This window comes from Lysinibacillus sp. VIII_CA (genome assembly GCF_049943995.1).
Lineage (GTDB): Bacteria > Bacillota > Bacilli > Bacillales_A > Planococcaceae > Lysinibacillus > Lysinibacillus pinottii.
In genome coordinates, this window is record NZ_JBNFXM010000007.1 from 127,320 (window position 1) to 151,401 (window position 24,082).

The 24,082-nt window shown below is 35.2% G+C and carries 16 protein-coding genes and 1 other RNA gene; 11 read left to right on the forward strand and 6 right to left on the reverse strand.

From position 1 onward, the window contains the following. Positions 1 to 10: 10 nt before the first annotated feature. The 3 genes from ACP3VS_RS11995 to ACP3VS_RS12005 form a co-directional block, all read right to left on the reverse strand. Positions 11 to 148 (reverse strand): teichoic acid D-Ala incorporation-associated protein DltX, encoded by a 138-nt coding sequence (locus tag ACP3VS_RS11995; protein WP_004228095.1) that lies wholly within the window; start codon positions 146 to 148, stop codon positions 11 to 13. A gap of 280 nt (positions 149 to 428) precedes the next feature. Further along, a complete protein-coding gene (locus ACP3VS_RS12000) occupies positions 429 to 2,075 on the reverse strand; it encodes an alkaline phosphatase (protein ID WP_422762597.1) in 1,647 nt (548 codons plus the stop codon). 178 nt (positions 2,076 to 2,253) lie between these two features. Further along, on the reverse strand, positions 2,254 to 3,519 hold the full coding sequence (locus tag ACP3VS_RS12005; RefSeq protein ID WP_197224388.1) for a DUF5050 domain-containing protein: 1,266 nt from the start codon (positions 3,517 to 3,519) through the stop codon (positions 2,254 to 2,256). Positions 3,520 to 3,727: 208 nt separating this feature from the next. Between ACP3VS_RS12005 and secG the strand changes: the two genes are divergently transcribed. The 5 genes from secG (at position 3,728) to ssrA (ending at position 8,870) form a co-directional block, all read left to right on the forward strand. Beyond that, positions 3,728 to 3,955, forward strand: coding sequence for a preprotein translocase subunit SecG (gene secG / locus ACP3VS_RS12010; protein WP_008173196.1), 228 nt, complete (start codon positions 3,728 to 3,730; stop codon positions 3,953 to 3,955). 188 nt (positions 3,956 to 4,143) lie between these two features. Further along, positions 4,144 to 4,890, forward strand: a complete 747-nt coding sequence (locus tag ACP3VS_RS12015; protein ID WP_012292258.1) for an alpha/beta hydrolase — start codon at positions 4,144 to 4,146, stop codon at positions 4,888 to 4,890. A gap of 39 nt (positions 4,891 to 4,929) precedes the next feature. Then, positions 4,930 to 7,401 (forward strand): ribonuclease R, encoded by a 2,472-nt coding sequence (gene rnr / locus ACP3VS_RS12020; RefSeq protein WP_426388803.1) that lies wholly within the window; start codon positions 4,930 to 4,932, stop codon positions 7,399 to 7,401. Between the two features lie 71 nt (positions 7,402 to 7,472). Continuing rightward, positions 7,473 to 7,940, forward strand: coding sequence for an SsrA-binding protein SmpB (gene smpB / locus ACP3VS_RS12025; protein WP_012292260.1), 468 nt, complete (start codon positions 7,473 to 7,475; stop codon positions 7,938 to 7,940). 574 nt (positions 7,941 to 8,514) lie between these two features. Further along, positions 8,515 to 8,870: a transfer-messenger RNA gene (gene ssrA, locus ACP3VS_RS12030) on the forward strand. A gap of 133 nt (positions 8,871 to 9,003) precedes the next feature. Here the strand turns inward: ssrA and ACP3VS_RS12035 are convergent. Further along, entirely contained in the window at positions 9,004 to 10,158 is a 1,155-nt protein-coding gene (locus ACP3VS_RS12035; protein WP_281486904.1) for a tyrosine-type recombinase/integrase, read from the reverse strand. Between ACP3VS_RS12035 and ACP3VS_RS12040 the strand changes: the two genes are divergently transcribed. Then, positions 10,140 to 12,479 (forward strand): hypothetical protein, encoded by a 2,340-nt coding sequence (locus ACP3VS_RS12040; protein WP_281486905.1) that lies wholly within the window; start codon positions 10,140 to 10,142, stop codon positions 12,477 to 12,479. The two genes, ACP3VS_RS12035 and ACP3VS_RS12040, sit on opposite strands and share 19 nt — an antisense overlap. A gap of 469 nt (positions 12,480 to 12,948) precedes the next feature. Here the strand turns inward: ACP3VS_RS12040 and ACP3VS_RS12045 are convergent, their stop codons facing one another. Together ACP3VS_RS12045 and tnpB are read right to left on the reverse strand one after the other, a co-directional pair. Beyond that, positions 12,949 to 13,293, reverse strand: a complete 345-nt coding sequence (locus tag ACP3VS_RS12045; RefSeq protein WP_281486906.1) for a helix-turn-helix domain-containing protein — start codon at positions 13,291 to 13,293, stop codon at positions 12,949 to 12,951. Positions 13,294 to 14,102: 809 nt separating this feature from the next. After that, positions 14,103 to 14,225 (reverse strand): IS66 family insertion sequence element accessory protein TnpB, encoded by a 123-nt coding sequence (tnpB, locus tag ACP3VS_RS12050; RefSeq protein ID WP_281487125.1) that lies wholly within the window; start codon positions 14,223 to 14,225, stop codon positions 14,103 to 14,105. A gap of 558 nt (positions 14,226 to 14,783) precedes the next feature. Between tnpB and ACP3VS_RS12055 the strand changes: the two genes are divergently transcribed. The 5 genes from ACP3VS_RS12055 (at position 14,784) to ACP3VS_RS12075 (ending at position 23,677) form a co-directional block, all read left to right on the forward strand. After that, positions 14,784 to 16,547, forward strand: coding sequence for a DNA cytosine methyltransferase (locus tag ACP3VS_RS12055; RefSeq protein ID WP_281486907.1), 1,764 nt, complete (start codon positions 14,784 to 14,786; stop codon positions 16,545 to 16,547). Between the two features lie 102 nt (positions 16,548 to 16,649). Beyond that, complete coding sequence (locus ACP3VS_RS12060; protein ID WP_281486908.1) at positions 16,650 to 18,134, forward strand: ATP-binding protein; 1,485 nt, start codon at positions 16,650 to 16,652, stop codon at positions 18,132 to 18,134. After that, on the forward strand, positions 18,112 to 20,811 hold the full coding sequence (locus ACP3VS_RS12065) for a Z1 domain-containing protein (RefSeq protein WP_348651615.1): 2,700 nt from the start codon (positions 18,112 to 18,114) through the stop codon (positions 20,809 to 20,811). Before ACP3VS_RS12060 ends, ACP3VS_RS12065 begins: the two co-directional genes overlap by 23 nt. Further along, complete coding sequence (locus ACP3VS_RS12070) at positions 20,804 to 21,817, forward strand: PD-(D/E)XK motif protein (RefSeq protein WP_202342606.1); 1,014 nt, start codon at positions 20,804 to 20,806, stop codon at positions 21,815 to 21,817. The genes ACP3VS_RS12065 and ACP3VS_RS12070 overlap by 8 nt, the downstream gene beginning before the upstream one ends. Positions 21,818 to 21,829: 12 nt before the next feature. Continuing rightward, the gene (locus tag ACP3VS_RS12075; RefSeq protein ID WP_202342605.1) at positions 21,830 to 23,677 is read left to right on the forward strand and encodes an AIPR family protein; all 1,848 of its coding nucleotides are present in this window, start codon (positions 21,830 to 21,832) and stop codon (positions 23,675 to 23,677) included. Positions 23,678 to 24,082 lie beyond the last annotated feature (405 nt).

A 24,082-nucleotide genomic window follows, 5' to 3' on the forward strand; every position in this document is an offset into this window, starting at 1 on the left:
ACTCCTTTATTTAAAATTCCGTATATATAAATGGTCCAGCGTTCATATCATGAAAGCCATGTATAAGAAACAATAGTACCAAAACGATTAAATAAAATAACGTGAATCCAATAAAGCGTAGATACTCATTATTTTTGATGGATTGCATTTGTCCACCTCCATTGAAAAAAAGTATAGGATTAAACTTTCAAAAAATACTAATTTACTAGTTAAAAATCCTTACCTTATGTTTTTAACACTGATTTGACGGAATGTGGAGAAAAATGTTGCTGGATTAAGGTGAATTCAGTAAATCATAAGATTAATTTAAGGTAAATTTAAGGTTTTGGGGGAATGTACATAAGTTACAAACGATTGGATGGCTATTTTTATGTAAAAAGGGCACGAACATAAGGGAATAATCTCAACTTATGTTCGTACCCTTGTCTTTATTTCACTGCATTAATAACTTTTTTAGAAACATAAAATTCAGAGCCATTGTAGACATTTATAGTATTGAATGTATGTGTTTTTGTTGTATTCTTTGAAGCTTGTTCATAAATCATGGTGTTTTTATTGACAGGAATTTTCACTGTCACATCCGCCTTTTGAGCAATGAAGGTTGGGTTTTCTTTATCGGATAGATCTATTTTAGTTGTAAAACCTTTCTTTGTGAATGCTTTTGTAGCTGGCACATACAAATCATCTGTTAATGACTTCAGATCGAAGCCCATAAACTGCGCCATTGTATGAGCTACATCTGTATTTTCAACAAGTCCAGTTAATTTAGAAGGACCAAATGAGTAAAGAAATACATCTTCACCCGTATGACCGCCTGTTGTATAACCAATGTTTGCACGGTTTGCTAGCATTTTTACCATTTCACTGCCTACATCTTTAGCAGATTTTAAAGTTGAAAGCTCGTCCTTTGTCAATGGATCTAATCCATACAGAGCAGCTACCTCCACTAAGTTGGAGCGGTCTTCTTTTAGTTGGCTTAAAGCCCCTTCAACGGTCATGGAAGCCTTTTTCAGCGGATCAATATAAGCTGAAACAGGAATGCTTGAATAGGTACTAGTCGTATTGGCGTTCCCCATTGTAATTCCGCTATTCCCATGGTCTGTGACAGCAATAACTAATGTATTACCATCTTCCTTCGCAAAATCAACGGCTTCTTTTACCGCATCATCAAACGACAATATATCACTAATAATACCGATTGTGTCATTGGCATGTGCAGCCCAGTCTACCTTACTACCTTCAACAAAAAGGAAGAAGCCGTCCTTATCCTTTTTAAGCGTGTTGATTGCTTTATTCGTCATTTCAGCAAGTGTAGGCTCAGATTTTCTAGTTTTGGCACGATCTAAATCATATGCCAGGGCACTTGGTGCAAAGCTGCCCCAAATTTTTGATGAGGGACTATTCAATAACTCATCACGAGTATGCACTAAATCATATTGATGATCTTTTAATACCTTCAATAAATCCTCGCCGTCCTTGCGGGCATTTTTAGAGGTACCAGGTGTCAGCGATTCTAAGCCTCCACCTAGGACAACGTCAATATTTTGGTAAACCTGTTGTTCGGCAATATCTCCATATTGGCTCCTATTATTAGCATGTGCAGAGAAACCAGCAGGCGTTGCATGTTGAATTTCAGAGGTAGAAATCAAGCCAGTAGCTTTTCCCTGTTGTTTAGCACCTTCTAATACATTAGCTACGGGTCTAAACGCATCCTTTTTATCTATTTGCGCTAATCCAGGTGAATTAATCTCAGAAGGGAGTACACCTATATATTTATCATTCGATTTATTGCCCGTAGCTAACGCAGTAGCGGCAGGGGCAGAGTCTGTTATGGCTGATTCAGCAGAATATGTGCGCATCGCACCCGATAAAATTTCATCCATTGCTAAGCTCTCACCTTTATACCAACGGGAAAGTGTTACAGCATTATTACTGCTCCCATCCATCACCAGCATGATGACATTTGTCGGTTTCTTTACTGGAGCTGCTTGTACATCTTGCTGTGGAATACTGACTGCGGATAAAGTCACTGCACTTGCTAAAAACAATGAAGCCCATTTTTTTGCGTATTTCATGAATTTCCTCCTTTAGGTGAATGATCAACTGTAAGTGTAAAGGAAGGGTGTAAAGCTACTGTTAAAAACTTGTTAATAAAATATGGTAATACTGTAAATGTGAAGAGATAGCGGTGTATTAGCCAACTGAAGGTGAGGGGGAGAATCTGTGAGGCAGTCGCACAGATTCAACTTAGACTTACAAATTTTGTTGATGCTTGGAGCCGTCAAGCGTTTCGTAATACAAAATACCATCCTGGATGTTTAAGTTCAGTACCTCGTCTTCGAATAATACTTCCTCGGACCCGTCATGGACATTTATTTTTGTTAAATAGCCAGCATTATCATAGTCACTACAATAAATAGATTGTTGGTCAGTCACTAAATAATAGCAGGCAGTGTCTGTAATCTGCTTATTTTCATTTGTCGTTAAGTCGTAAGAATAAACGGTACTATCACTCATGCTGTTATAATAGATCACATGATCTACTGTGTTGGCATACCACATATCATGCATAAAATCATAGTCATTACTAGTAGCAGCAAAATAGTTTTCATTAGCCCATAAATGATCTTGGCTTAGTTTTTCATCATTGACCAAAAAGTATTCGTAGGAAATTGTAAAAGGCTCAGTAGGAGCAACGTCATTCCAGGTTGTATCGAGATGATACCAATTGCCATCAACATTGACTAGATTCCAGGCATGTAACTGATCCTCACTATAGCCATAAACATACTTCGCATCGAGATCAGATGCTGTTAATAGGCGGTATGTTAGTAAAGCATAAGCCTGACACACAGCAGTTTTTTCATTAATTAATTCGAAAACCGATTGACCCTCAGTAGAGCCCTTTTCCGTATAAGTGGCTAACTGTACAACATAATCATTAATGACTTTAGCGCGATCAAAGTCTGTCATATCTTTGGTAATATATTGATTGGCAAACGTCTCTACATATTGGTCTACCTTTTGTTCCTTCTTGGCATCGGTTAAATATTGAATGGATAATTCAACTGAATAGCCATTATCGGTTTCCCAAGCTACCCATTCATAATATAAAAAATACCCAGCAGTATAAGGGTCAACAAAGGTAATCAGGTTATTTAAGTCATTCAACTGTACTTCAAAATCCTCAAAATCAAGCTTCCCAGTATAAGAAATCTCAAAGTGCTCTTCAAATTGAGCAACCTGCTTCTCCACTTTTTTCGCAAATTGTAGTAATGCTGGATCATCCTTAAATAAAGTGGTCGAAAATAAATCGGTAGGTGAAAATGAATCAGATAATGCTTTGCTTTCTGGCATCTTTACTTCTGCACTTGTTTCATTTGTTTCACTTGTTTCTTCTAAAGTTGTCATTGTGACATCCTCTTCTTCTTGTAATAGGATGTCGATTGCCTTTGAGCATGCTGTAAGAAAGGGAATGGTGCAGCATAATAAAAGCAACAGTACTATTTTTTTGTTCAATCGTTAAATCCTCCAATAAAATATCATTTTTTCCATTATAATCTAAAATTAGAGGGGGTGTTATCCACAAATAGTCGTATAATTCGACAAATAGAAATACGTGAAGAGGAAAAATTCCTACTAAACAGAAAGCTAAGTTTGTCATGGCACCCTTTTTTTGTTATAATATAGTCTGTTGTGATGTTTCAAAGTTCGGGAGGTGCAGTGAATGCATACAGTAGTATTAGTTTCATTAGTTATCGTATCATTAGCGTTGATCGTTGTGGTATTACTTCAATCTAGTAAAAGTGCAGGCTTATCAGGTGCCATCTCGGGTGGAGCTGAGCAACTATTTGGAAAGCAAAAAGCGCGTGGTATGGATTTAATCCTTCACCGTGCAACAATTGTGTTAGCTATACTATTCTTTATTTTAGCAATCGCTATTACAAAAATCTAATAGTTGAAGATATATCGCCTAACCACATTGGTTGGGCGTTTTCTTTTATCATAACCGAATGGGAAATTTTATCGATGGAGTAAAAATTGATATGTAAACTTATAGCCAATGTTATTCTCGAGGCATAATGGAGAGGGCTATAATGGGTATAGTATATATGAGTGTTTTAGGATGAAGGAGTGCTTACCATGAACAAATCATTATCGCAGCCATTTTTCTTTCAAGCAGGACCTCGTGCCGTTTTATTACTACATGGCTTTACAGGTAGCTCGGCAGACGTACGAATGCTTGGTAGATTTTTAGAGAAAAAAGGGTATACTACTTTAGCACCTCACTATAAAGGTCACGGTGTGGAACCTGAAGAACTAATCACAACAGGTCCAGCAGACTGGTGGCAAGATGTCGTGGCCGCCTACAAACAGTTACAGGATGCTGGCTATGAAGAAATTGCTGTTGCTGGCCTTTCATTAGGCGGTGTAATGGCATTAAACGTTGCCTTAAATAACCCTGTTAAAGGAATTGTTACAATGTGTGCACCTATGACTATGCGTACTACTGACGTCATGTTTGACGGTGTTTTGAAATATGCTAAAGACTATAAAAAGTTCCAAGGTAAACAGGAGGAACAAATCGAAACCGAAGTAGCACTCATTGCTGAAAAAGGCATGCCATCTCTTCAAGAGCTACGTGAATTTATTGTGCGTACTCGTCAAGAAATTGACATGATTTATGCCCCAATTTTTGTTGTTCAAGCTACAAATGATGAGGTAATAGAGACAGAATCTGCCAACATTATATATAATCAAACTGAGTCACTTGATAAGCATATTAAGTGGTATGAAAACTCAAAACATGTTATTACATTAGATCAAGAAAAAGATCAATTACATGAAGACATTTATCGCTTTTTAGAAAGCCTAAATTGGGCACAATAAAATTATAAATAGGATTTTCTCATGAAGGAGGGAATATGTATGAAAGACCAAAAAGATACACTACAAGGTCGGTTACTTGTTTTTTTCGGCCAAGATGATTACGAGCCATTAACTGTCGGCGAAATCGAGGATGAATTCGGCTTTGAGGATGCGGAAGAATTTAAGGAGCTTGTCAAAACATTAGTCCGTATGGAAGGACAAGGCTTAGTTGTTCGTTCTCGTTCCAATCGTTATGGCCTACCAGAACGTATGAATTTACTAAGAGGTAAATTTATCGGTCACGCGAAGGGCTTCGGTTTTGTAGCGCCTGATATGGAAGGCATGGATGATGTATTCATTCCACCACATGAAATTAATGGGGCTATAAATGGCGATATCGTTCTTATTCGTGTGTTAAAAGAATCATTTGGTGACCGCCGTGAAGGGACCGTAACAAAGGTCGTTGAACGTGGTCAAACAAGCTTTGTTGGCACATTCCAAGCTAACCGTGGCTTTGGCTTTGTTGTCCTTGACGATAAGAAGCTACCAATGGATATCTTTATCGCAAAAGGTGATACATTAGGCGCGGTTGATGGACACAAGGTTGTGGTCGAAGTAGCAACTTGGCCAGAAGATTTAAAATCTGCTACAGGTTATATTACAAAAATTTTAGGACATAAAAATGATCCAGGTGTGGATATTTTATCGATCTTATATAAGCACGATATTCCACCCGAATTCCCAGACGAGGTCATTGCTGCTGCACAACGAGTGCCAGATGACATTACAGAGGCTGATTTAGTAGGTCGTCGTGATTTACGTCATGAAACGATTGTGACAATTGATGGGGCTGACGCTAAGGACTTGGATGACGCAGTAACCGTAACAAAAAATGTAGATGGTACTTATAAGCTTGGCGTACATATTGCAGACGTTAGTTATTATGTAACGCAAGGCTCTGTCATTGATCTTGAAGCCTATGACCGTGCGACAAGTGTTTATTTAACAGACCGTGTTATCCCGATGATCCCGCATCGTCTATCAAACGGCATTTGTTCATTAAATCCGCAGGTTGATCGTTTAACACTATCCTGTGAAATGATTATTGACGCGAATGGAAATGTTATTGCACATGAAATTTTCCAAAGTGTTATTAAAACAACTGAACGTATGACGTATAAGGATGTCTACAAAATTATAGAAGAGCAAGATGAAGCGTTAATGAAACGCTACGAGCCACTTGTACCGATGTTTAAAAATATGGCAGAGCTGTCTGGCATATTACGTCGTAAACGCGAATCGCGAGGGGCCATTGACTTTGACTTTAAAGAATCCAAAGTGATTGTAAATGAGGAAGGTTGGCCAGTTGATATTGAGCTTCGTGAGCGTACAGTAGCAGAAAAATTAATTGAGGATTTCATGCTAGCTGCCAATGAAACAGTAGCGGAGCACTTCCACTGGATGAATGTACCATTCCTATACCGTATTCACGAAGATCCAAAGCCAGAAAAGCTTCAACGCTTCTTTGAGTTTGTTACGAACTTCGGGATTTTAATTAAAGGTACAGGGAATACGGTGCATCCTAAAGCATTACAGGATGTCTTAAAGGCGATTGAAGGTATGCCAGAGGAGCCTGTTATTTCAACGATGCTGCTACGCTCGATGCAACAGGCAAAATATTATCCAGAAAGTCTAGGTCACTTTGGTCTATCAACGGATTTCTATACACACTTCACATCACCAATTCGCCGTTATCCGGACTTAATCGTACACCGTTTAATTCGTACGTATTTAATTAATAAGGATACTTCACGAGAAACGGTCGCTCAGTGGGGAATGGCAATGGATGAAATTGCCGACCACACATCAGAGCGTGAACGCCGTGCGGTTGATGCAGAACGTGATACAGATGCTTTGAAAAAGGCACAATATATGTCAGATAAAATTGGCGAAGAATTCGAAGGAATCGTGTCATCCATTACCAACTTCGGTATTTTCGTGGAGTTGCCAAACACGATTGAAGGACTTGTCCATATTAGCAATATGACAGATGATTACTACCGTTTTGATGATCGTCAAATGATTATGATCGGTGAACGTACAAATCGTCAATTCCGTATTGGTGATGAAGTAACAGTCCGTGTGGCCAATGTCATTATTGAGGAGTCATCCATTGACTTTGAAATCGTTGGAATGGTAACTTCATATGGACGAACACGCAAAGCAGCGCCAACGGTTATCCACGCACGTAAAAATTATAATGACAACAAAGGTGGACGCAGTAGCAGAAGCACACGTAGCGATGACGAAAAAGGAGGGCGTGGTGGCAGCCGTAGAAGCAGTCGCCATGAGGAGGAAAGCGGAAGTCGTAGTACAAAACGCGGAGAACGCCGTGAAGGTGATCGCGACCCACGTGGACGTCGCAAAGATGACTCCAGCAACCCAGGTCCTAAAAAACGCGTGAAACAAAAGCAAAAATTCTATGAAGGCATTGCAAAGAAAAACAAAAAGAAAAAATCAAAACGTAAATAAGCATGCGCGAAAGTGTCCTAGGAAAGGATGCTTTCGCTCAAGCTCAACCTTTAAGTAGAGGGTGAATCAAAATGGCAAAAGGTTCAGGAAAAGTATTAGCACAAAACAAAAAAGCTGGACATGATTACTTTATTGAAGACACAATCGAAGCAGGCATGGTACTAACCGGCACAGAAATCAAATCCATCCGTGCAGGAAAGGCCCAACTAAAAGATTCTTACGTTCGAATTACAAATGGCGAAGCATGGATTAGCAATATGCATGTCAGCCCCTTCGATCAAGGAAACCGTTTCAATCACGACCCACTGCGCGCCCGCAAATTGCTTCTTCATAAAAAGCAAATCGGCGAGCTAGTCGGTGCCGTCAAACGTGACGGCTACACGATTGTGCCATTGAAAATGTACATCAAGGACGGCTATGCCAAGCTCTTAATCGGTGTCGGCAAAGGGAAAAAAGACTACGATAAACGTAACGACATGCGCAAAAAAGAAGCCAAACGCGAAATGGAACGTACCTTCAAATCCAAAAATCAATATTAAGAGATTAGGAGAAAGCTCACCTTGTTGTAGGTGAGCTTTTTGTTTTGGTTGGTGCAGTTGCGGAGCGGGTGAGACAGATAGGATCGCGAAAGTGATGGATAAAAGTAAGAATGGGTGGATAAAGTAGAGAAAGTGGCGGATAGAAGTTAAAGGTGGGGGATAGAACAGGGAAAGTGAAGGATAGAAGTTACAGTGTGGCGGGTAGGACAGAGGGATGGATAGAACTTAAAATGTGGCGGATAGAACAGGGAAAGTGACGGATAGAAATTAAAAAGTGGTGGATAGGAGAGGGAAGTGATGGATAGAAGTTAGAGTGTGGAGGGTAGAGCAGAGAAAGTGATGGATGGAATCGAGAAAGTTGCGGATAAAAGTTAAAATGTCACGGATAGCCTCTAAGTCCAAGCCTTATGTTTCCTACTAAAGCGGGACACTTGAACTATCGCTCATTATGTTCTATAATATGAATTACTGATTGCCAGATTTCATGGAAGCGTACTTTTAAGCTCCCACCGTACTAGAAGCAATTCTAGCTCTTTGTTTGAACGAGGCTCAACCGCTTCGATTCATATATCAAGGGGACGTTACGGATTCGACAGGGATGGTTCAAGCTTTAGTCGCGCGTCGGAGGGCTCGGCTCCGTCATCAACGACAGTTATATAATAACTGGCAAACAACAAAACTTAGCTTTCGCAGCGTAAGCTCGTAAGCGCTCTGCCTCTCTATCGCCCATGTAGAGAACGTGGGGCCCAACTTTAGTGGGATACGGTCGATGGTTCCACCTGAGTCATCGTCAAGAGATTTCCAGGTTAGCGTACAGGACGCCTGTTTGTCGGCATAATGTTACGCGAATCGTAAATAGGCAAACTACACGCGTAGAAGCTGAAGTATTGGAGTCTTTGGACGCGGGTTCGACTCCCGCCGTCTCCATATTACGATTTCATTGAGTTTCAATGAACGTCAAAACCCTTGTATATCAAGGGTTTTTTATTTTGTCTATGTCAAATAGTTTCATTGAGTATCAAACGAACGTAGTCAAAAACGTAGTCAAAGCGTAGTCGCTCAACTACATTTCAATGTAGCTGGCGAACTTCTGTATAGCTTCTTCTTTCGCTTTCTTTGTAACGTGTGCATAGATGTTCATTGTCGTTTGTACGTCACTATGTCCTAAACGATCCTGCACTTCCTTTATACTAGCACCCGCTTCAAATAACAATGAACAATGTGTATGTCGTAAACCATGCGTCGTAATAGCACCTAGATTGTACTTCTGTTGTACATGTAGAATCCACTTACGAGTTTTCGTTGGCTGTAAATATTCATTTTGTTCATTACTAAACACAAGCTGCTTAGGTTGCATTGTATTGAAGCCTAGTATTAAATAATCCTGCTTCTGCTTTTTCTTCCACTCTTTTAATATTGCCATTGTTTTATCGTCCATTTTAATAGTACGAGCAACACCTGTTTTTGTAGATTTTACATATAGCTGATTATCTTTTCCTCTTGAAAGGGCCTTATTAATGCGTAGCCCGTTTGTTGTGAAGTTTAAGTCATTCCACGTCAGTGCTAATGCTTCACCTTTACGCATTCCGCTAAACGCTAGTAAACGGAATAGGGCAAACGCTTGGTAGTTACTCTCTTGTTCTAAGCATGTAAGGAATTGAATAAGCTGCTCACGTATGTAGAAGTTTTCAACTTCATCATCATTGGTAACGCTAGTTTTCTTGGTTAGATTAGTAGGCATTTCTACAAGTGCAAAAGGGTTAGTTTGAATGAATCCACGCTTCATAGCAAAATCTAATACTTTAGCGGCGTATGATTTAACTATACGGAACTTCTTCAATTTTCCCGCCCACTTATTGATATGCCTTTGACATATGTCCACCGTGAGCTTTTCAATTTTGTAATTCCCCATGACAGGCAAAATGTGGTTTTTAAAAATGCCAGTTGTTTTCACGAATGTACTTTCCTCAACCGTATTTTCATACTGAACAACCCACAAATCGTAAACCTCTTGATATGTTTCAGCACGCTCTTTTTTGTACGTACCATTTGCTACATCAAGCTTTAAACGTGCAAGTGCTAATTCAGCTTCTTTACGTGTTTTAAAGCCACGTAATTCTATAAGTAATTTAACTTTGCTTCCATGTACCTGGTCTTTGGTTAGATATTGATCCAAAACATGCAACATATGAAAAAGCGATGCAAATAATTGATTCACTACCTACACCGCCTACTGCTAAGGTTTCCAGTGGAAATGGTATCCATGCATATTTTAAATTTAATGAACCGTTTGAAGTAGTAGATGATAATGCCTTCAAGTTCATTAAAGAACTTAGTTTAAAGCTGCATACATTTGCTAAAGCAGATAATACAGCAGATTTAGCACGTTTGTTACGAGTGCCAAATAGTATGAATGTGAAAAACTTAATGGACGTTAAGCTTTGCTCATTAGTGGAATTTACTGGTGCTACTTATAGTTTAGACAGTTTTACATATTTAGATGATGTAAAAATTCAATCAGTGGATAAGTCAGTAGAAACAATTGAAATCAATGAAGTTACACCTATTGGAATTGATGATTTGAAGGTCTCATTTAAGCTGAAAAGTTTAATAGTAGACGGCCCACAACATGATGAGGATCGTTCAAAGAAAATCTTTCGTGTGGTAATTGAGCTTTTAAAAGCAAATCATACACATGAAGAAATTGCATTTGTTTTGATAAACGAAGAATGGGCAATTGGTGAGAAAATTAGTGATCGTCCTAAAGCTGCTCAATTAAAGTACATTGAAGGGGTTATTAAAAGTGCAACGAAAGCTTTAAAAGACGGACGGCACAAAGAGGACGTAGAGAAGCTACTTGATAGCGTTGATTCAAACGAATGTTCCATCTACGAACATGATAATTGTTACTATGAAAAGCAAAGCCGATTATCCAACTTCATTTTTGTACCAGTGGAAAGAGTACATGCAAATAAAGATGAGTATTTGAAAGGTCATATAGCTTTAAGTAATGGCGAAACATTAAATAATACTATATTAACAGCTAGAGCGTTTATTAGTAAGAAAATCTTTATTGAGGAAATCAACAGCACTAAAACTAGCTGGCTCGGTGGAGACAAGCATTTACAGTATTTAAAAGAGTTATTTAAGACCAAAGAAATTGTAGACAGATATGCAGTTAGTAAAATTGGTATCTATAAGAATCTTTTTATTACACCTAATCAAGTTATTTACAGTAATGGAATTGTTGAAAATAGTAAGTATCTTTATATGCCAAAAATTATGGATGGTGAGATGGATTTTGATTTATCAATGGATATGCTTTCGTTTGATGATTGGAAGGACCTTGCTAAAGAAGTATTACCGTTACTAGTACAAGTTAATGAAGAAGCGGTTATTAATACAATCATTGGATGGCACTTTATTACACCTGTATCTGCCTTATTACGCAAATATACAGAGAATGCTTTTCCACAATTAATGGTATGGGGTACACAAAGTGCAGGTAAAACGAGTACAGCGCAGCTTTTTGGTAAATTATTTGGTAATCCAGAAGTACGTTCTTGTACCCGTCCAATCTTCTCAGTTACAAGGGAGGTGGACTTGTTAAATGGGATTCCTCTTTACTTGGATGAATTTAGACCATATAATATGTCGGCCTCGAACTGGAAAAGTTTAAAGAATTTAGGTTTAAATGCATATAAAGGTACAATGGATGGCCGGGGTAAGAATTCCCAAGGCCCAATTAAATATGGCACTTCGGCACCAATCGTATGGTTGGGGGAAACGAGCTTTGAAGAGTCTAATATGTTAGAACGATTAATTATTGCTCAACTTACACCTAATACATTAAGGAAAAATGAAAGCTATAAAAAGGCATATAAAAAGCTTAACTCTTTGAAATTGTCTGGCTTTATGCTTGGTTATGTACAGTGGTTACTAAATAAGATTGAACGTGAAGATATTTTACTAGGTACGTTATATGAGCATTATAAAGAAATGCTTGATTGTAAATATGATTTATATGAACGTCCATTAGCAAATCTAGCTATGGTATTAGTTGGAGTACATTTGTTTAATGAATTGGCTAATGAGTTGCAAATTGATTGTACTATTGATCAATATGGTGTGATTGAAGAACAAGTGAAGCATTTTAGTGGTAACAAGATTCATAATGCCTTACAAAATTTATTCAAGCATACAGCAGCGATTGTACAAAGGAATAATAACGAGTTTAAGAAAGGAACGCATTATGAATATAATGCTGCACAAAATAAGCTAACTATTGCTAGAGAAATGTGGCTCCCAGCAGTAAGAAAATTCATGAAGGAACATGATTATGTAGATGAACGCTTTTCTGATAAGCAAATTGAAAATTTATTAAAAGAAAATCAGTCACAATCAGGCTTTGTATTGCATACATCGTCTCCAAGAACTATTGGAGGGAAATCCAATCGAAGCTATGTTATTGATACACAAAGACTAGAGGAAGAATTAGATATTCAGAAGGAGGTTTGGGAAGTACGTTTACATTTCTAGAAACACATAATAAGAATAGAAAAGGCTGTAGTTCACAATAGATGTGGCTACAGCTTTTTCGTTATTACTACACAAGAAATAGGAGCTGAAATTACATTCGTATCAGGGTGTTTATAGTACCAACTACAATAACTACAATATATAGATATATGTAATATGAATAGTTATACACAAAGATTTTATTACTGTACATACTTTAAGATAATAAGTAGTAATTGTAGTTCTATTTCATATTTATTACCGTAGAAATCCAATAGAAATCTACGGTAAGTTCGTATAAATCTACTATATTTACCGTAGAAATCTACGATAACTTAAGTAACTTATACGTCAGATCCAATAGAAATGTATTTTATTGACTTAGTGTTTTTCTCTAGATAGCAAAAAATGCAGAGGTGTGGTGCGTTTTCAAAAGTTGTAGATGCACCAATACGCAATAAATTGCTCTCATAAAGTTATTACGCAACAGTTACTCATTATCTTTCCAAGCGATTAAAGACTCAATAAACTTTAAAACAGCTTTTTGATCTTTCTTAGAACGACTTTCTAACAGATGTACAATTTTCTCCAACTCAAAGCTAAGCATTTTTGGATGGGTTTCTTCTTTATCATCAAATAGCTCTTCTAAGGTAATTTCTAACGCAGTACATACTTTTGCAACGCTCTCAATTGTAGCGTTCTTTTCTCCACGTTCAAGTTGTCCAATATATGTGTTGTGCAAGGAAGCACGATATGCTAGTTCTTCTTGGCTTAATCCACGTTCTTTACGTAAGAAGCGGATTCTCTCCCCAACCACTTTTGTTAAATCCGTCATGTAATCACCTCATCATTAGGATTGACGAGAAATGATTCAATAACCATATACTATAGATATAATTTTTTGTTAAAATAAAATATACTATCGATATTGTTTTTGAGTGGAGGTAGTATAAGTACAGCCAGAAAAATATTTGAGGAGTGATAGAATAATGGATCACGAACAATTTGATGCTTGGACAATATGGGAACATGAACAAACGCTAGAAAATTTACAACAAAGTTATAAATGTAAAGAATTTAGAAAAGATTTGAAGTGAGGGTGGGGCTTTAAGTGTAGCAATTGTGATGAAAAGGTATCTAGTAAGACTCATCATGAATACTGGGGTTTTACAATATCGTTTTCACAGCAACCTGTACCGGATTTATACCGCTTCTGTTCAAAAGAATGTGGGGATGTTATTTATAATGGTTTATATCAAAAGCACTTAAAAGCAATAGAATTAATTAAACAAAAGTATCGTTAATTTCGTTTTTAATTTTGTCAAAAGGGATATATTGCTAGGAGAATTAGTGAAATAGAAATGTCCTTTGGTAATTAGTCCCATTAAATAGGGTAATTTATACGTTTCGTATGTTATGATAGATGAAATTGCTTTTATAATAAATTTATTTTAAAGAAGCTGATTTCATTGAAAGTGAGTTTTAGGAGGATAAACTTCTATAACAATTATTGTTATATTTCTTATAATTGGTGTTATAGGTAGTTTTTTTGTTATTTATAATATGAATGTAGTTCCAAATGTTACAAAGTACAAACATTTATAACGATCTTTACTTGTTCCAAAAAATAAGAAGATGGAATCGCTATAGGGGGTCCAGTTCAAAAGAATCTTGAATGAGTGTAGCGAGAACATCAATGCCTTTTCGCATATCGGTCTTGCCACAAAGGATATAAATGTTTTGCACGCTCGTAAAGTCATGCTTCATCAATTGCTTAGCTCCTTCATATTTGTTAGAATGATGCACTCATCTACGTCATTAAAGAAGGAAATTTCAACACTAGCTGTTTTAATGACGCAACTTGGCTCAGATGAAAATTGTGATGAATTGTAAAAGAAGAACTATCCGTGGTTTCAATATCTCTTTTCTTGAAGCTTCTATATCATACTCATATCTAATAATTCCTGGCAAAAACTTGACCACTAGGAAATTCAAGGATTAGCCCCAATACTTTGATTATTTGGGTTGTTATTTTGTGTTTGATTATTTGAACTATTAAAAAACCCTCTAAAAATACTTTCATAAATATTAAGTTATTTTACAATGTTGTAAAATAGAGTTGTGTTCTGGAAAAAACTTAGTTTATAAAAGTATAATAAAAGATTAAAATTCCTTGCTGCGTTAATTTCAAATTTGTTTTAAAATAGTAAAAGGATTAGTGTATTGACACTTAGATGTAACTGACTGACCTTGCAATACCTATACCCAAAAAAACTATGGCAACAACTGAGAATATAGGTGTTAGTTAAGTAGGAGAGAAAAAAATTGAAGAATACCAATAAAGTATTTAAAGTTATAGACTTATTTGCAGGTGCAGGTGGATTAAGTAATGGTTTTGAGCAAACTGGGAAATTCGAAGTTATTGGAGCTGTAGAAATTAATCCAGCTGCTGTAGAAACCTATATATATAATCATAACTCTATTAAAGATATTATTATTAAGCCTGCTGATTCTAATCTAAGTGACATTTGCAAAATTAATTTTAGAGATTTTATTAATAGAAATAGTTATAACGAGGAGGATATTGTGATAATAGGAGGCCCACCATGTCAGGGGTTTTCTAATGCAAATAGACAAAAAAATTATTTAATCTCTGGAAATAATCAATTGGTTAAAGAGTATGCTCGAGCAATTGATGAAGTCCGTCCTGTGGCTTTTTTAATGGAAAATGTAAAAACGATTAATTCAGATAGCCATAAGTTTTTTGTAACTAACTCTGAAGAAGGAATAAATAGGTACAGTTCCTTAAAGCATCTTCAAGAAATCTGTAAGAACTCGGATGAAAAAATTTGGGATAAAGATACAATTTTAATTTTAGAAACAGATAATATCTCCTTTCAACCTTTAATTCAAAATATTTTAGACTATGGTAGTGTCAATCCGATTATTATGAATGAGATACATTTATCAAGATTAAGAAGTATTTTTAGAAAGTTGAAAAAAGAGATAGTATACAATCCTACAACAGTTAAGGAGTTAGGAGAAATAGATCAACTCATTAAGGTGTTAGTTGAATATAATGTACCTAATTTTGAATATCAAACGATGTTTCAAGATATTATAAATAATGCTAAAAATATGCTACAAAAATTAAAAGAGAAACGTAATATTGATAATACATTGTTAATATCAACAATTAGCGATTTTATTGATATAAATCGTTTTTTGCTCTTTTTAAAAGAGTTGAAAGATGAACATATACAGTTATTAAAAGTTCCAAAAGTATATCTAATTAATGATAGGAAATTAAAAGTAGAAGTAGAAGTTTATTCTTATAATGTCATTGAGTATTTGAAGAGATTTTTTGATAGTATCGGCTATAGGTTTAAAGATGGTATAGTTAATTCTGATGATTATTTTGTCCCGCAAAAACGTCAGCGCTTTATGATTTTGGGAATACGTACTGAAGAAGAGATAAAAGTAGAATTTCCACCTTCTTATTTAGAGCATGCATTAACTGTTAAAAATGCAATTGCTGATTTAGAGGGATTACCTCCTAGTATCAGTGTAGAGGATGAGGAGTTGCCTTATGAGGAACCTGATGAACTTTCAATAATGCAAACTTATTACCGTTTTGGATTAGATGAGGGAAATAAAAAGTTAATTTATAATCACATTAATACTGATAGCAGACCTTTAAGTAAAAAGCGATTTGTAGAGTTGAATAAAACTGATGGTAAAAATTTCCATAATTTGTCCGAAGAACTTCAAAAAGTTTCCTACACAAATGTGGAGCGTACACAAAATACGATTTACTTACGACTTAATTATGATTTACCCTCCCCGACAGTTATTAATGTGCGTAAATCTATGTGGCAACATCCGACTCGAATGCGTGCATTAAGTATTCGTGAGGCTGCTAGATTACAGTCATTTAGGGATTCCTATATTTTTAAAGGTTCAAAAGATAAACAATATCAACAGATAGGTAACGCTGTGCCGCCACTAATGGCAAGAGCTATTGCAGAACAAATGCTTAAATATTTAGGGGAGAAAGCATTACATCCATTAATAAAAGAATTTAGCTAGATAAAAAGGAGTGAATCCGTCGTCACCTAACGACTGGGTTTACTGCTTTTTATCTATTTTTTTGTTAGAATTATGTAAAATAGAGTGATAGGATGATTATTTATGAATAATATCGATACACAACCTTCTGCCGCTCCAGTTATTCAGGCGTTGAGAAGTATTGGCTATAATGCACAAACTGCAATAGCAGATCTAGTAGATAACAGTATCGATGCTAAAGCAAAAAATATATACATAGAGTTTGAATATAGTGTTGGAAATGGTTTTATAAGAATTGAAGATGACGGAACAGGTATGACAGAGAAAGAGCTACAAAAAGCGATGACAATTGGTTCAAAAGATCCTCGTACTATGCGTAAAAAAGATGAACTTGGTCGTTTTGGTATGGGATTAAAAACTGCTTCATTCTCACTAGGAAAAAGGTTAAGTGTTTTAACAAAGAAAGATGGCATTGTTTTCGAAAGATGTTGGGATTTAGATTATGTTAGTGATGTAGACAAGTGGTTATTATATAAATATATCCCAGATGATGTAAAAGTGAAAATGGGTGATATCGATAGCGATAATGGCACTATTGTTTTTATTGATTTGCTTGACCGTTTTTCAGGGACAGGGACACATAAGGTTTTAAAAAAAGAGAGTTATTATGCAAAAGTAAATCGAATACAAAAATATTTAGAAATGGTTTTTCATGTGATGTTAGAGCAAGGTCTTATTATGAAAATTAATAACAATATGCTACATCCTTGGAATCCATTTTTAGAAGGTAATAGTCGAGTAAATGAAGGTGAGGAGCAAATTATTCGAGTAAATAAGAAGTTTGTGAAAATCACGCCATATGTTTTACCTCATCCATCTACTTTTAATCAGACTGAGTATAAAAATGCTGGAGGAATTAAAGGTTGGAGAGAGCAGCAAGGCTTTTATATATATCGTGAGAGTCGCTTAGTAAGCTTTGGTGATTGGTTTGGTATGTTTCCAAAAGATGTACCATCTGAACTAGTACGAATTAAAGTTGAATTTACAAATACTGCAGACGATGATTGGAAAATTGATGTGAAGAAATCAACTATTTCTGTGCCAGATGAAATTAAAGAGGATTTGAAATCAATTGCTAAATATTATCGCCAAATTTCTCAAGAAATAATGCTTTATCGAACAAAGACAATGAAATTAGGACAACGAATTAAAGGTACACTAAATACATGGGAGTTAGCAACAGATGATATCAAAAGTGCTTATGTGTTAAATAGAACACATCCAATCTTAACAGAAGTTTTAAAGACAGTGGATGATAAATTACGAAAGAAATTGAATGTATATCTAAAACTTGTTGAATTAGGCTCTCCAAGTAATTTACTTAAGACTGATAATATGGTGAAAAAGGAGGAACAAGAAATTGATGACAAATCGAAACACCTTATTATTGAATATGCGGAAACTTTATTAAGCGTTGGTGTTGAACTGGATATTGAAAAACTTGCTGAAACTATTTCAATGATGACTGGTTTTGAAGGTATAGAAATTTATACGATTAAAAAGATTCTTGAGAGAGAAGTGATTAATGATGGATCAAGTAATTCGTGAAGAATATTTCATTACAGTAGATAATTTATATAGTGGTTTAAAAAATAGTGGTATTCCGAACTATTTAGAGCTTGCTATGGAAAATGCGAGAAAAAAGTTTCCTCAACTAAGCAAGACAGAAATGGAGGGGCTTGAATTAGAAGTATATAGTAAATATCAAAGCACCTTTTCTGTTCCAAAGCCATCAACAATGCGTGATGGTAATAATATACCTTGGTTTAGTGATCGCAACCCCACATATTCTTATTTTTGGCCAAGATATGAGGAATTTTTATTGGATCATAAAAATTGGTCATTGAAAACCGTGACTACGATTGATAAAACAACAAATGAAATATTAAAAAGTCTTGGCAACCCTAAGCTACCAACACCTTTTAATAAACGTGGTTTAGTTTTAGGACATGTGCAATCAGGTAAAACAGCGAACTTTACAGGTCTTATTAATAAAGCTTTTGATGTTGGTTATACATTGGTGATTGTATTAGCAGGTATGCATAATGACTTACGTGCACAAACTCAACTACGATTACGCAAAGAAGTAGTAGGTATTAATGAAATGACGAGTGAAATTACGGGCGTAGGAGAAGTGCGAAATGATGGTAAAGTGATTGAAACTTGGACTACTGTAGAAAATGATATTTCGACAAGCAACGCAATTGGTTTAAAAAACTTAGATAAACAAATTCTTCTTGTGGCCAAAAAACAAAAAGATGTATTGCCGAAATTAATTGATTTGCTTGGCAATAGCTTGAAACACTCAAAAACAAGTCCACCAGTTCTAATCATTGATGATGAGGCAGATCAGGCAAGTGTAGATGCATCTGGTGGCGATACAGATCCTACAAAAATAAATCAGGGAATACGTGAGCTGTTAAATCTATTTGAGAGAAAGGCTTATGTAGGATATACGGCGACACCATTTGCAAACCTGCTAATTCGTGCTGATGCAAATCATGTAAATTTAAAAGAAGATTTATATCCTAAAGATTTTGTAGTAGCACTACCGAAACCAGATGACTATTGTGGACCGGATGAATTTTTCAACACTACTGGTTATGAAGAAGACAATAAACCAATGTTTATTCGTAATTTAAGCGAAGAAGATGTTCATCTTTTAGATAAACTGCGTACCAAGAGTGATTCTGATTTATTTACAGAAGTACCTGAAACTATGCAAGAAGCAATTTTAGCATTTTTAATTGCCACTGCTGTACGTAATTTGCGAGGGCAAACAGCGCAACACAATTCTATGTTAATTCATACATCTCGTTTGACAGATGTTCAAAATTCAATGTGTTGGGTAATTAAAAAATTTTATAAAGAGTTAGCTAACGAAATTATGTATAACAGTAATAGTGAGTATGTAACACGATTACAAGTAATTTATGAAAATGACTTTATAGAAGTACAACGTAGTTTTGAACAACAAAATAACTATGAAGTGTTTACATGGGAAAAAGTTTACAAGACCATTAAGATAATCGCAGGAAAAGTGGAAGTGATGGAGATTAATGGTGAGAGTGATGATGCACTCGAATATGATAGATACATAGAACAAGGGTTAAATGTTATTGCTGTAGGTGGTAACAAGTTATCTCGTGGTTTAACTCTAGAAGGTTTAACAATTTCCTATTATTACCGTAACACTACAATGTACGATACATTAATGCAAATGGGCCGCTGGTTTGGTTTCCGTACAGGTTATATGGATTTATGTCGTATTTATACAACAGATGAAATTGCTAAAAACTTTGAGCATTTAGCTGTCGTAATGAGTGAGGTAAGAGAAGAATTTGAAAAATTAGCTAGAGAAGGGCTTACACCAGATGAATATGCTATAAAGATGCTTACACATGAGAAAATGACTGTAACAAGTCCGAAAAAGATGTTAAATGCTACGACAGTAGTAAGTTATACAGGCACTATGCAACAAACACGTAGTTTTGAGAAAACTAAAGATTTTTATGAAACTAATATGGAAGCAACAGTGGAATTTATTAATAGTGTTAAAGAAGAATTTGAGCCATATAAGACAGGTGCTAATAATAAGAATGGTACTAAATATCATATTGCAAGAAATGTTCCTAGCGAGCAAGTTATCAGCTACTTACAAAAATATAAAACTGTTTCATCAGCACGAATAGTAAATAGTAAAAAAATTGCGAATTACATACAAGGCATGAATGAAAGTGGCGCATTAAAAAAGTTTAATATTGCTGTAGTTGATGTGACTGAAACGACATTAAGAAGTGAAGAAGCCATTCGAAATAATATTAGACCTTGGCATGTTAAGTTAGGGAAAATTTTAATTGATAGTGCAGTTTTGCGTAGTATTGATATGGTTAAAGAAACTTTAGGTGTAGTTGACCTAGGAGCTATCGTAGCAGCAAACCAAGAGTTTATTGATATTCCTAATCGAGTTAAGAGTAAAAAAGATAATATTATGCTTCGTAAAGATAATAGTCCATTATTACTAATATATCCTTTACATCCGCAAGTAAAGCCATTTAGAAAACTAAATATAGATTTTACTGAAGATTTAGTTCCAATTGGTCTAGCTTTCTCATTCCCGGATTTAGAATTCATTAAGGGAGAGAATGGTGAGCTTATTAGATTTGAAGAAAAGGATGGTTATATTACTAACAAAACAATAGGGGGAGGTAAAAATAATGATTAATATTGCAGAGCGTTTTGAAAAATTAATTGTGCAAGCCAAAATGGAACAATCTAATGACGTTTATAAATTAGAGTCTATTTATTTTCAGAAGCCATTTATTTTGATAGGCGTTGATTTATTAGACTTTCAACGAAGAATTTATATAGATGTTACAGATGAAGGATGGGATAGTGAGCAACTAAAATCCTTTCCAAAGTGGCGTGGTATTGCAATTGATCAAGAGTACTTTGAACGGATAGGGCCATTGAAAGAAAAGACATTTCTAATAATTTCTCAAAGTGTTGAAGATAGTGAGGAAATCTTTGAAAAAGTATTACAGAATTTAGTGGATCATATTTTAATGCAAGAGCAGATACCTCTTTATACAGTTGTCTATGAAATATTAGATCGATGGCACAATTTCTTCAAGCGTAAGTACGAAAAACAATTAACATTAGAAGAAGAAATGGGATTATTTGGTGAACTCTATTATATTAAGCGATGGCTTGTCACATATGCTCAAGAACCCCCACTAATTATTAAAGATTGGAAAGGTCCTTTGAAAAACCGAATTGATTTTGTAAATAAAAATAGGGGTGTTGAGATTAAAACGGTTTCACCTAAAATACGAGATGAGATTAGAATTTCTAGTGAAAAGCAATTAGAAGTTACTCCAGTTATTAATGATTTACATTTATATGTATTAAAAATTGAGATATCGGAATCAATTGGGCAAACTCTTCAGATAATGATTGAAGAAATTGAAAGTATTTTATTGGAACGAGCACCTTCTTTGGCAGTGAAATTTAAAGATTTATTGCTGGAAATCGGTGTAACAAGTGACGACTATGATAGTAATTTCTTCTATGTGCATGAAGAACTAGTATATCAAGTTAGAGATTCTTTCCCAAGAATTACTTCAGAAAGTTTACCCATAGGTATTTCAAATGTGTCTTACACAATTGATTTATCTCATTGTAATGCTTTTAAAATACCTATAGAAGCCATTTTTGATTCTAATCAATAGGGGCTGTAACAGATGAATGAAACAAAAAGAAAACTGGATTTTTTTTATGAATTTATGGATGCTGTAGAGCAAAAAGGTCGGATTTTGGGGAGTAGGCAAACACCTTTTTTACAAGAAGTTTTACCATATATTAATAGTGATGATGAGCCAGCAATTATATTCTTTGGAAAAAAAGAATTCAAAATTCAATTGAATGGTTATTTATATCAAGAAGATACAAATACATTAAATCTGTATGTAGTAGAGTATAAGCCATATTTAGAAGTAGAAGATGAATTACCTGAAACAAGTATGACAGCATTAAAAGAGTACGCTAATATGGCAAAGCGTTTTTTTACAAATGCACAAGCTATTTTGCAAAAGGCAGATCGTTCAATGGAATATTATGATGTTACTAAAATGATTATAGATAATAAAGATTCAATTGAAGAAATAAATATTTACGTAGTCACAAGTAAGTTTTATGCTTCTAATAAACCGATTGATTTAACAATCACAGGTGTTGAAACTGTAAATGTGCATGTTTGGGATATGGATCGTATTTTCAAACTTTCCGAAGCGGAGCAAGGTATTAAAGAATTTGATATTCATTTTAAAACTGAATATCAGTATGATCTGCAAATGATGCGTGTTCCTTCTAATAATAGAAAACATGGGAAAATTGATTGTTTCATAGGTGTGATATCTGCACAGTTGTTAGCAAAACTTTATGATGATTGGGGACCAAAGTTAGTTGAACGGAATGTTCGTTCCTTCTTACAAGCACGTGGAGGTACAAATAAAGGAATTCGTGATACGCTTAAAGACTCTGAACAAAAGGAACTATTTATAGCTTACAATAATGGTATTTCTAGTGTTGCTAAAGCAGGTGATTTAGAATCGATTGGTGACACTGGATTATATCGTATAAAGACGTTGACAAGTTGGCAAATTGTAAATGGTGGTCAAACAACAGCTTCGATTCATCAGGCATACAAAACAGGTGTAGATTTAAGTGGTGTGTATGTACAAGCAAAGTTAACCATTATTAACGTACCAGAAGAAATAGAAGCTGATGATATAGATAGACATGTATTAGAGGACGATATGATCTCTAAAATTTCTGAGTATGCGAATACCCAAAATAAAATTAATAAATCGGACTTACTAGCAAATACACGTTTTATGTCGGATTTGGAAAAATTATCGCGTAATGTCTGGATTCCAACAAATGATAATCGTAAGGAAGAATCTAAATGGTATTTTGAACGTGCACGTGGTCAATACATGGTTGATATTGGAAGGCGCATCAAAGGCAAAGAACAAACGGCGTTTAAAAAAATGTATCCAAAAGAGAATGTCATTACAAAAGTAGAAATGGCTAAATACTTTATGTCTTGGGAAGGTTATCCACATATTTCAAGTAAAGGTGGAGAAGAAGCATTCAAACGCTTTATGGACATGAATAGCCAATACTGGAAGCAAAGTATGGTAAAAAATGATGAAGGCGAAGTAGCTAAAGCCATGTTAAAGCTTGATAGTGATTATTATAAAAAAATTATTGCTAAACGTATTATTAATGCTTTCGTTACTAAAGTTGTTGAGAGTATGAATTTAAAAGGTTATAAAGCAAATGTTATTTATTACTCAGTAGCAATGCTAAAATATTTATATGGTAAAGAGATTTGTTTAGAAGAAGTATGGCAATACCAAACATTATCTGATAAGTGGGAAGAAGTGATTCGTATTATTGCTAACAATGCACTGAATTATTTAAAAGAATCTGCTGGTGATCAAAATGTTACGCAATGGGCGAAAAAGGAAGATTGTTGGAGAGGCTTTATCGAAGAATCCAGCAAAGTATTGAGTAATTTAGTTTAACAAAATATATGAAATCCATCAAATGAATGTTAAATTTATATTCTAGGTTAGGATTTTTTACAGAGAGATTAGAATTAGTAATAAAAAAAGCTGAGCTCAATCAAAAAAATTGATATAGTATAGAGCTAGTTAATGAGTTGCCCCCGCATCTCATATTTTAATCAAACGTAGTCAAAAACGTAGTCAAAAATAATCTATGCCCCCGCAAGCTTTGATAAAATAACATTCCGAGACGGTTGGTTCGACTCCCGCCGTCCCCATCTTACAAAATTATTGAATTTCATGGAGAGCCATATTGTAAACAACCCCAAAAGAGTATGGATATCATTTTTTGAAATTGAAGTGAAAAATTGAAGTATCAACCTACCGAAAAACAAAAGCATCGAATCATTTGATTCGATGCTT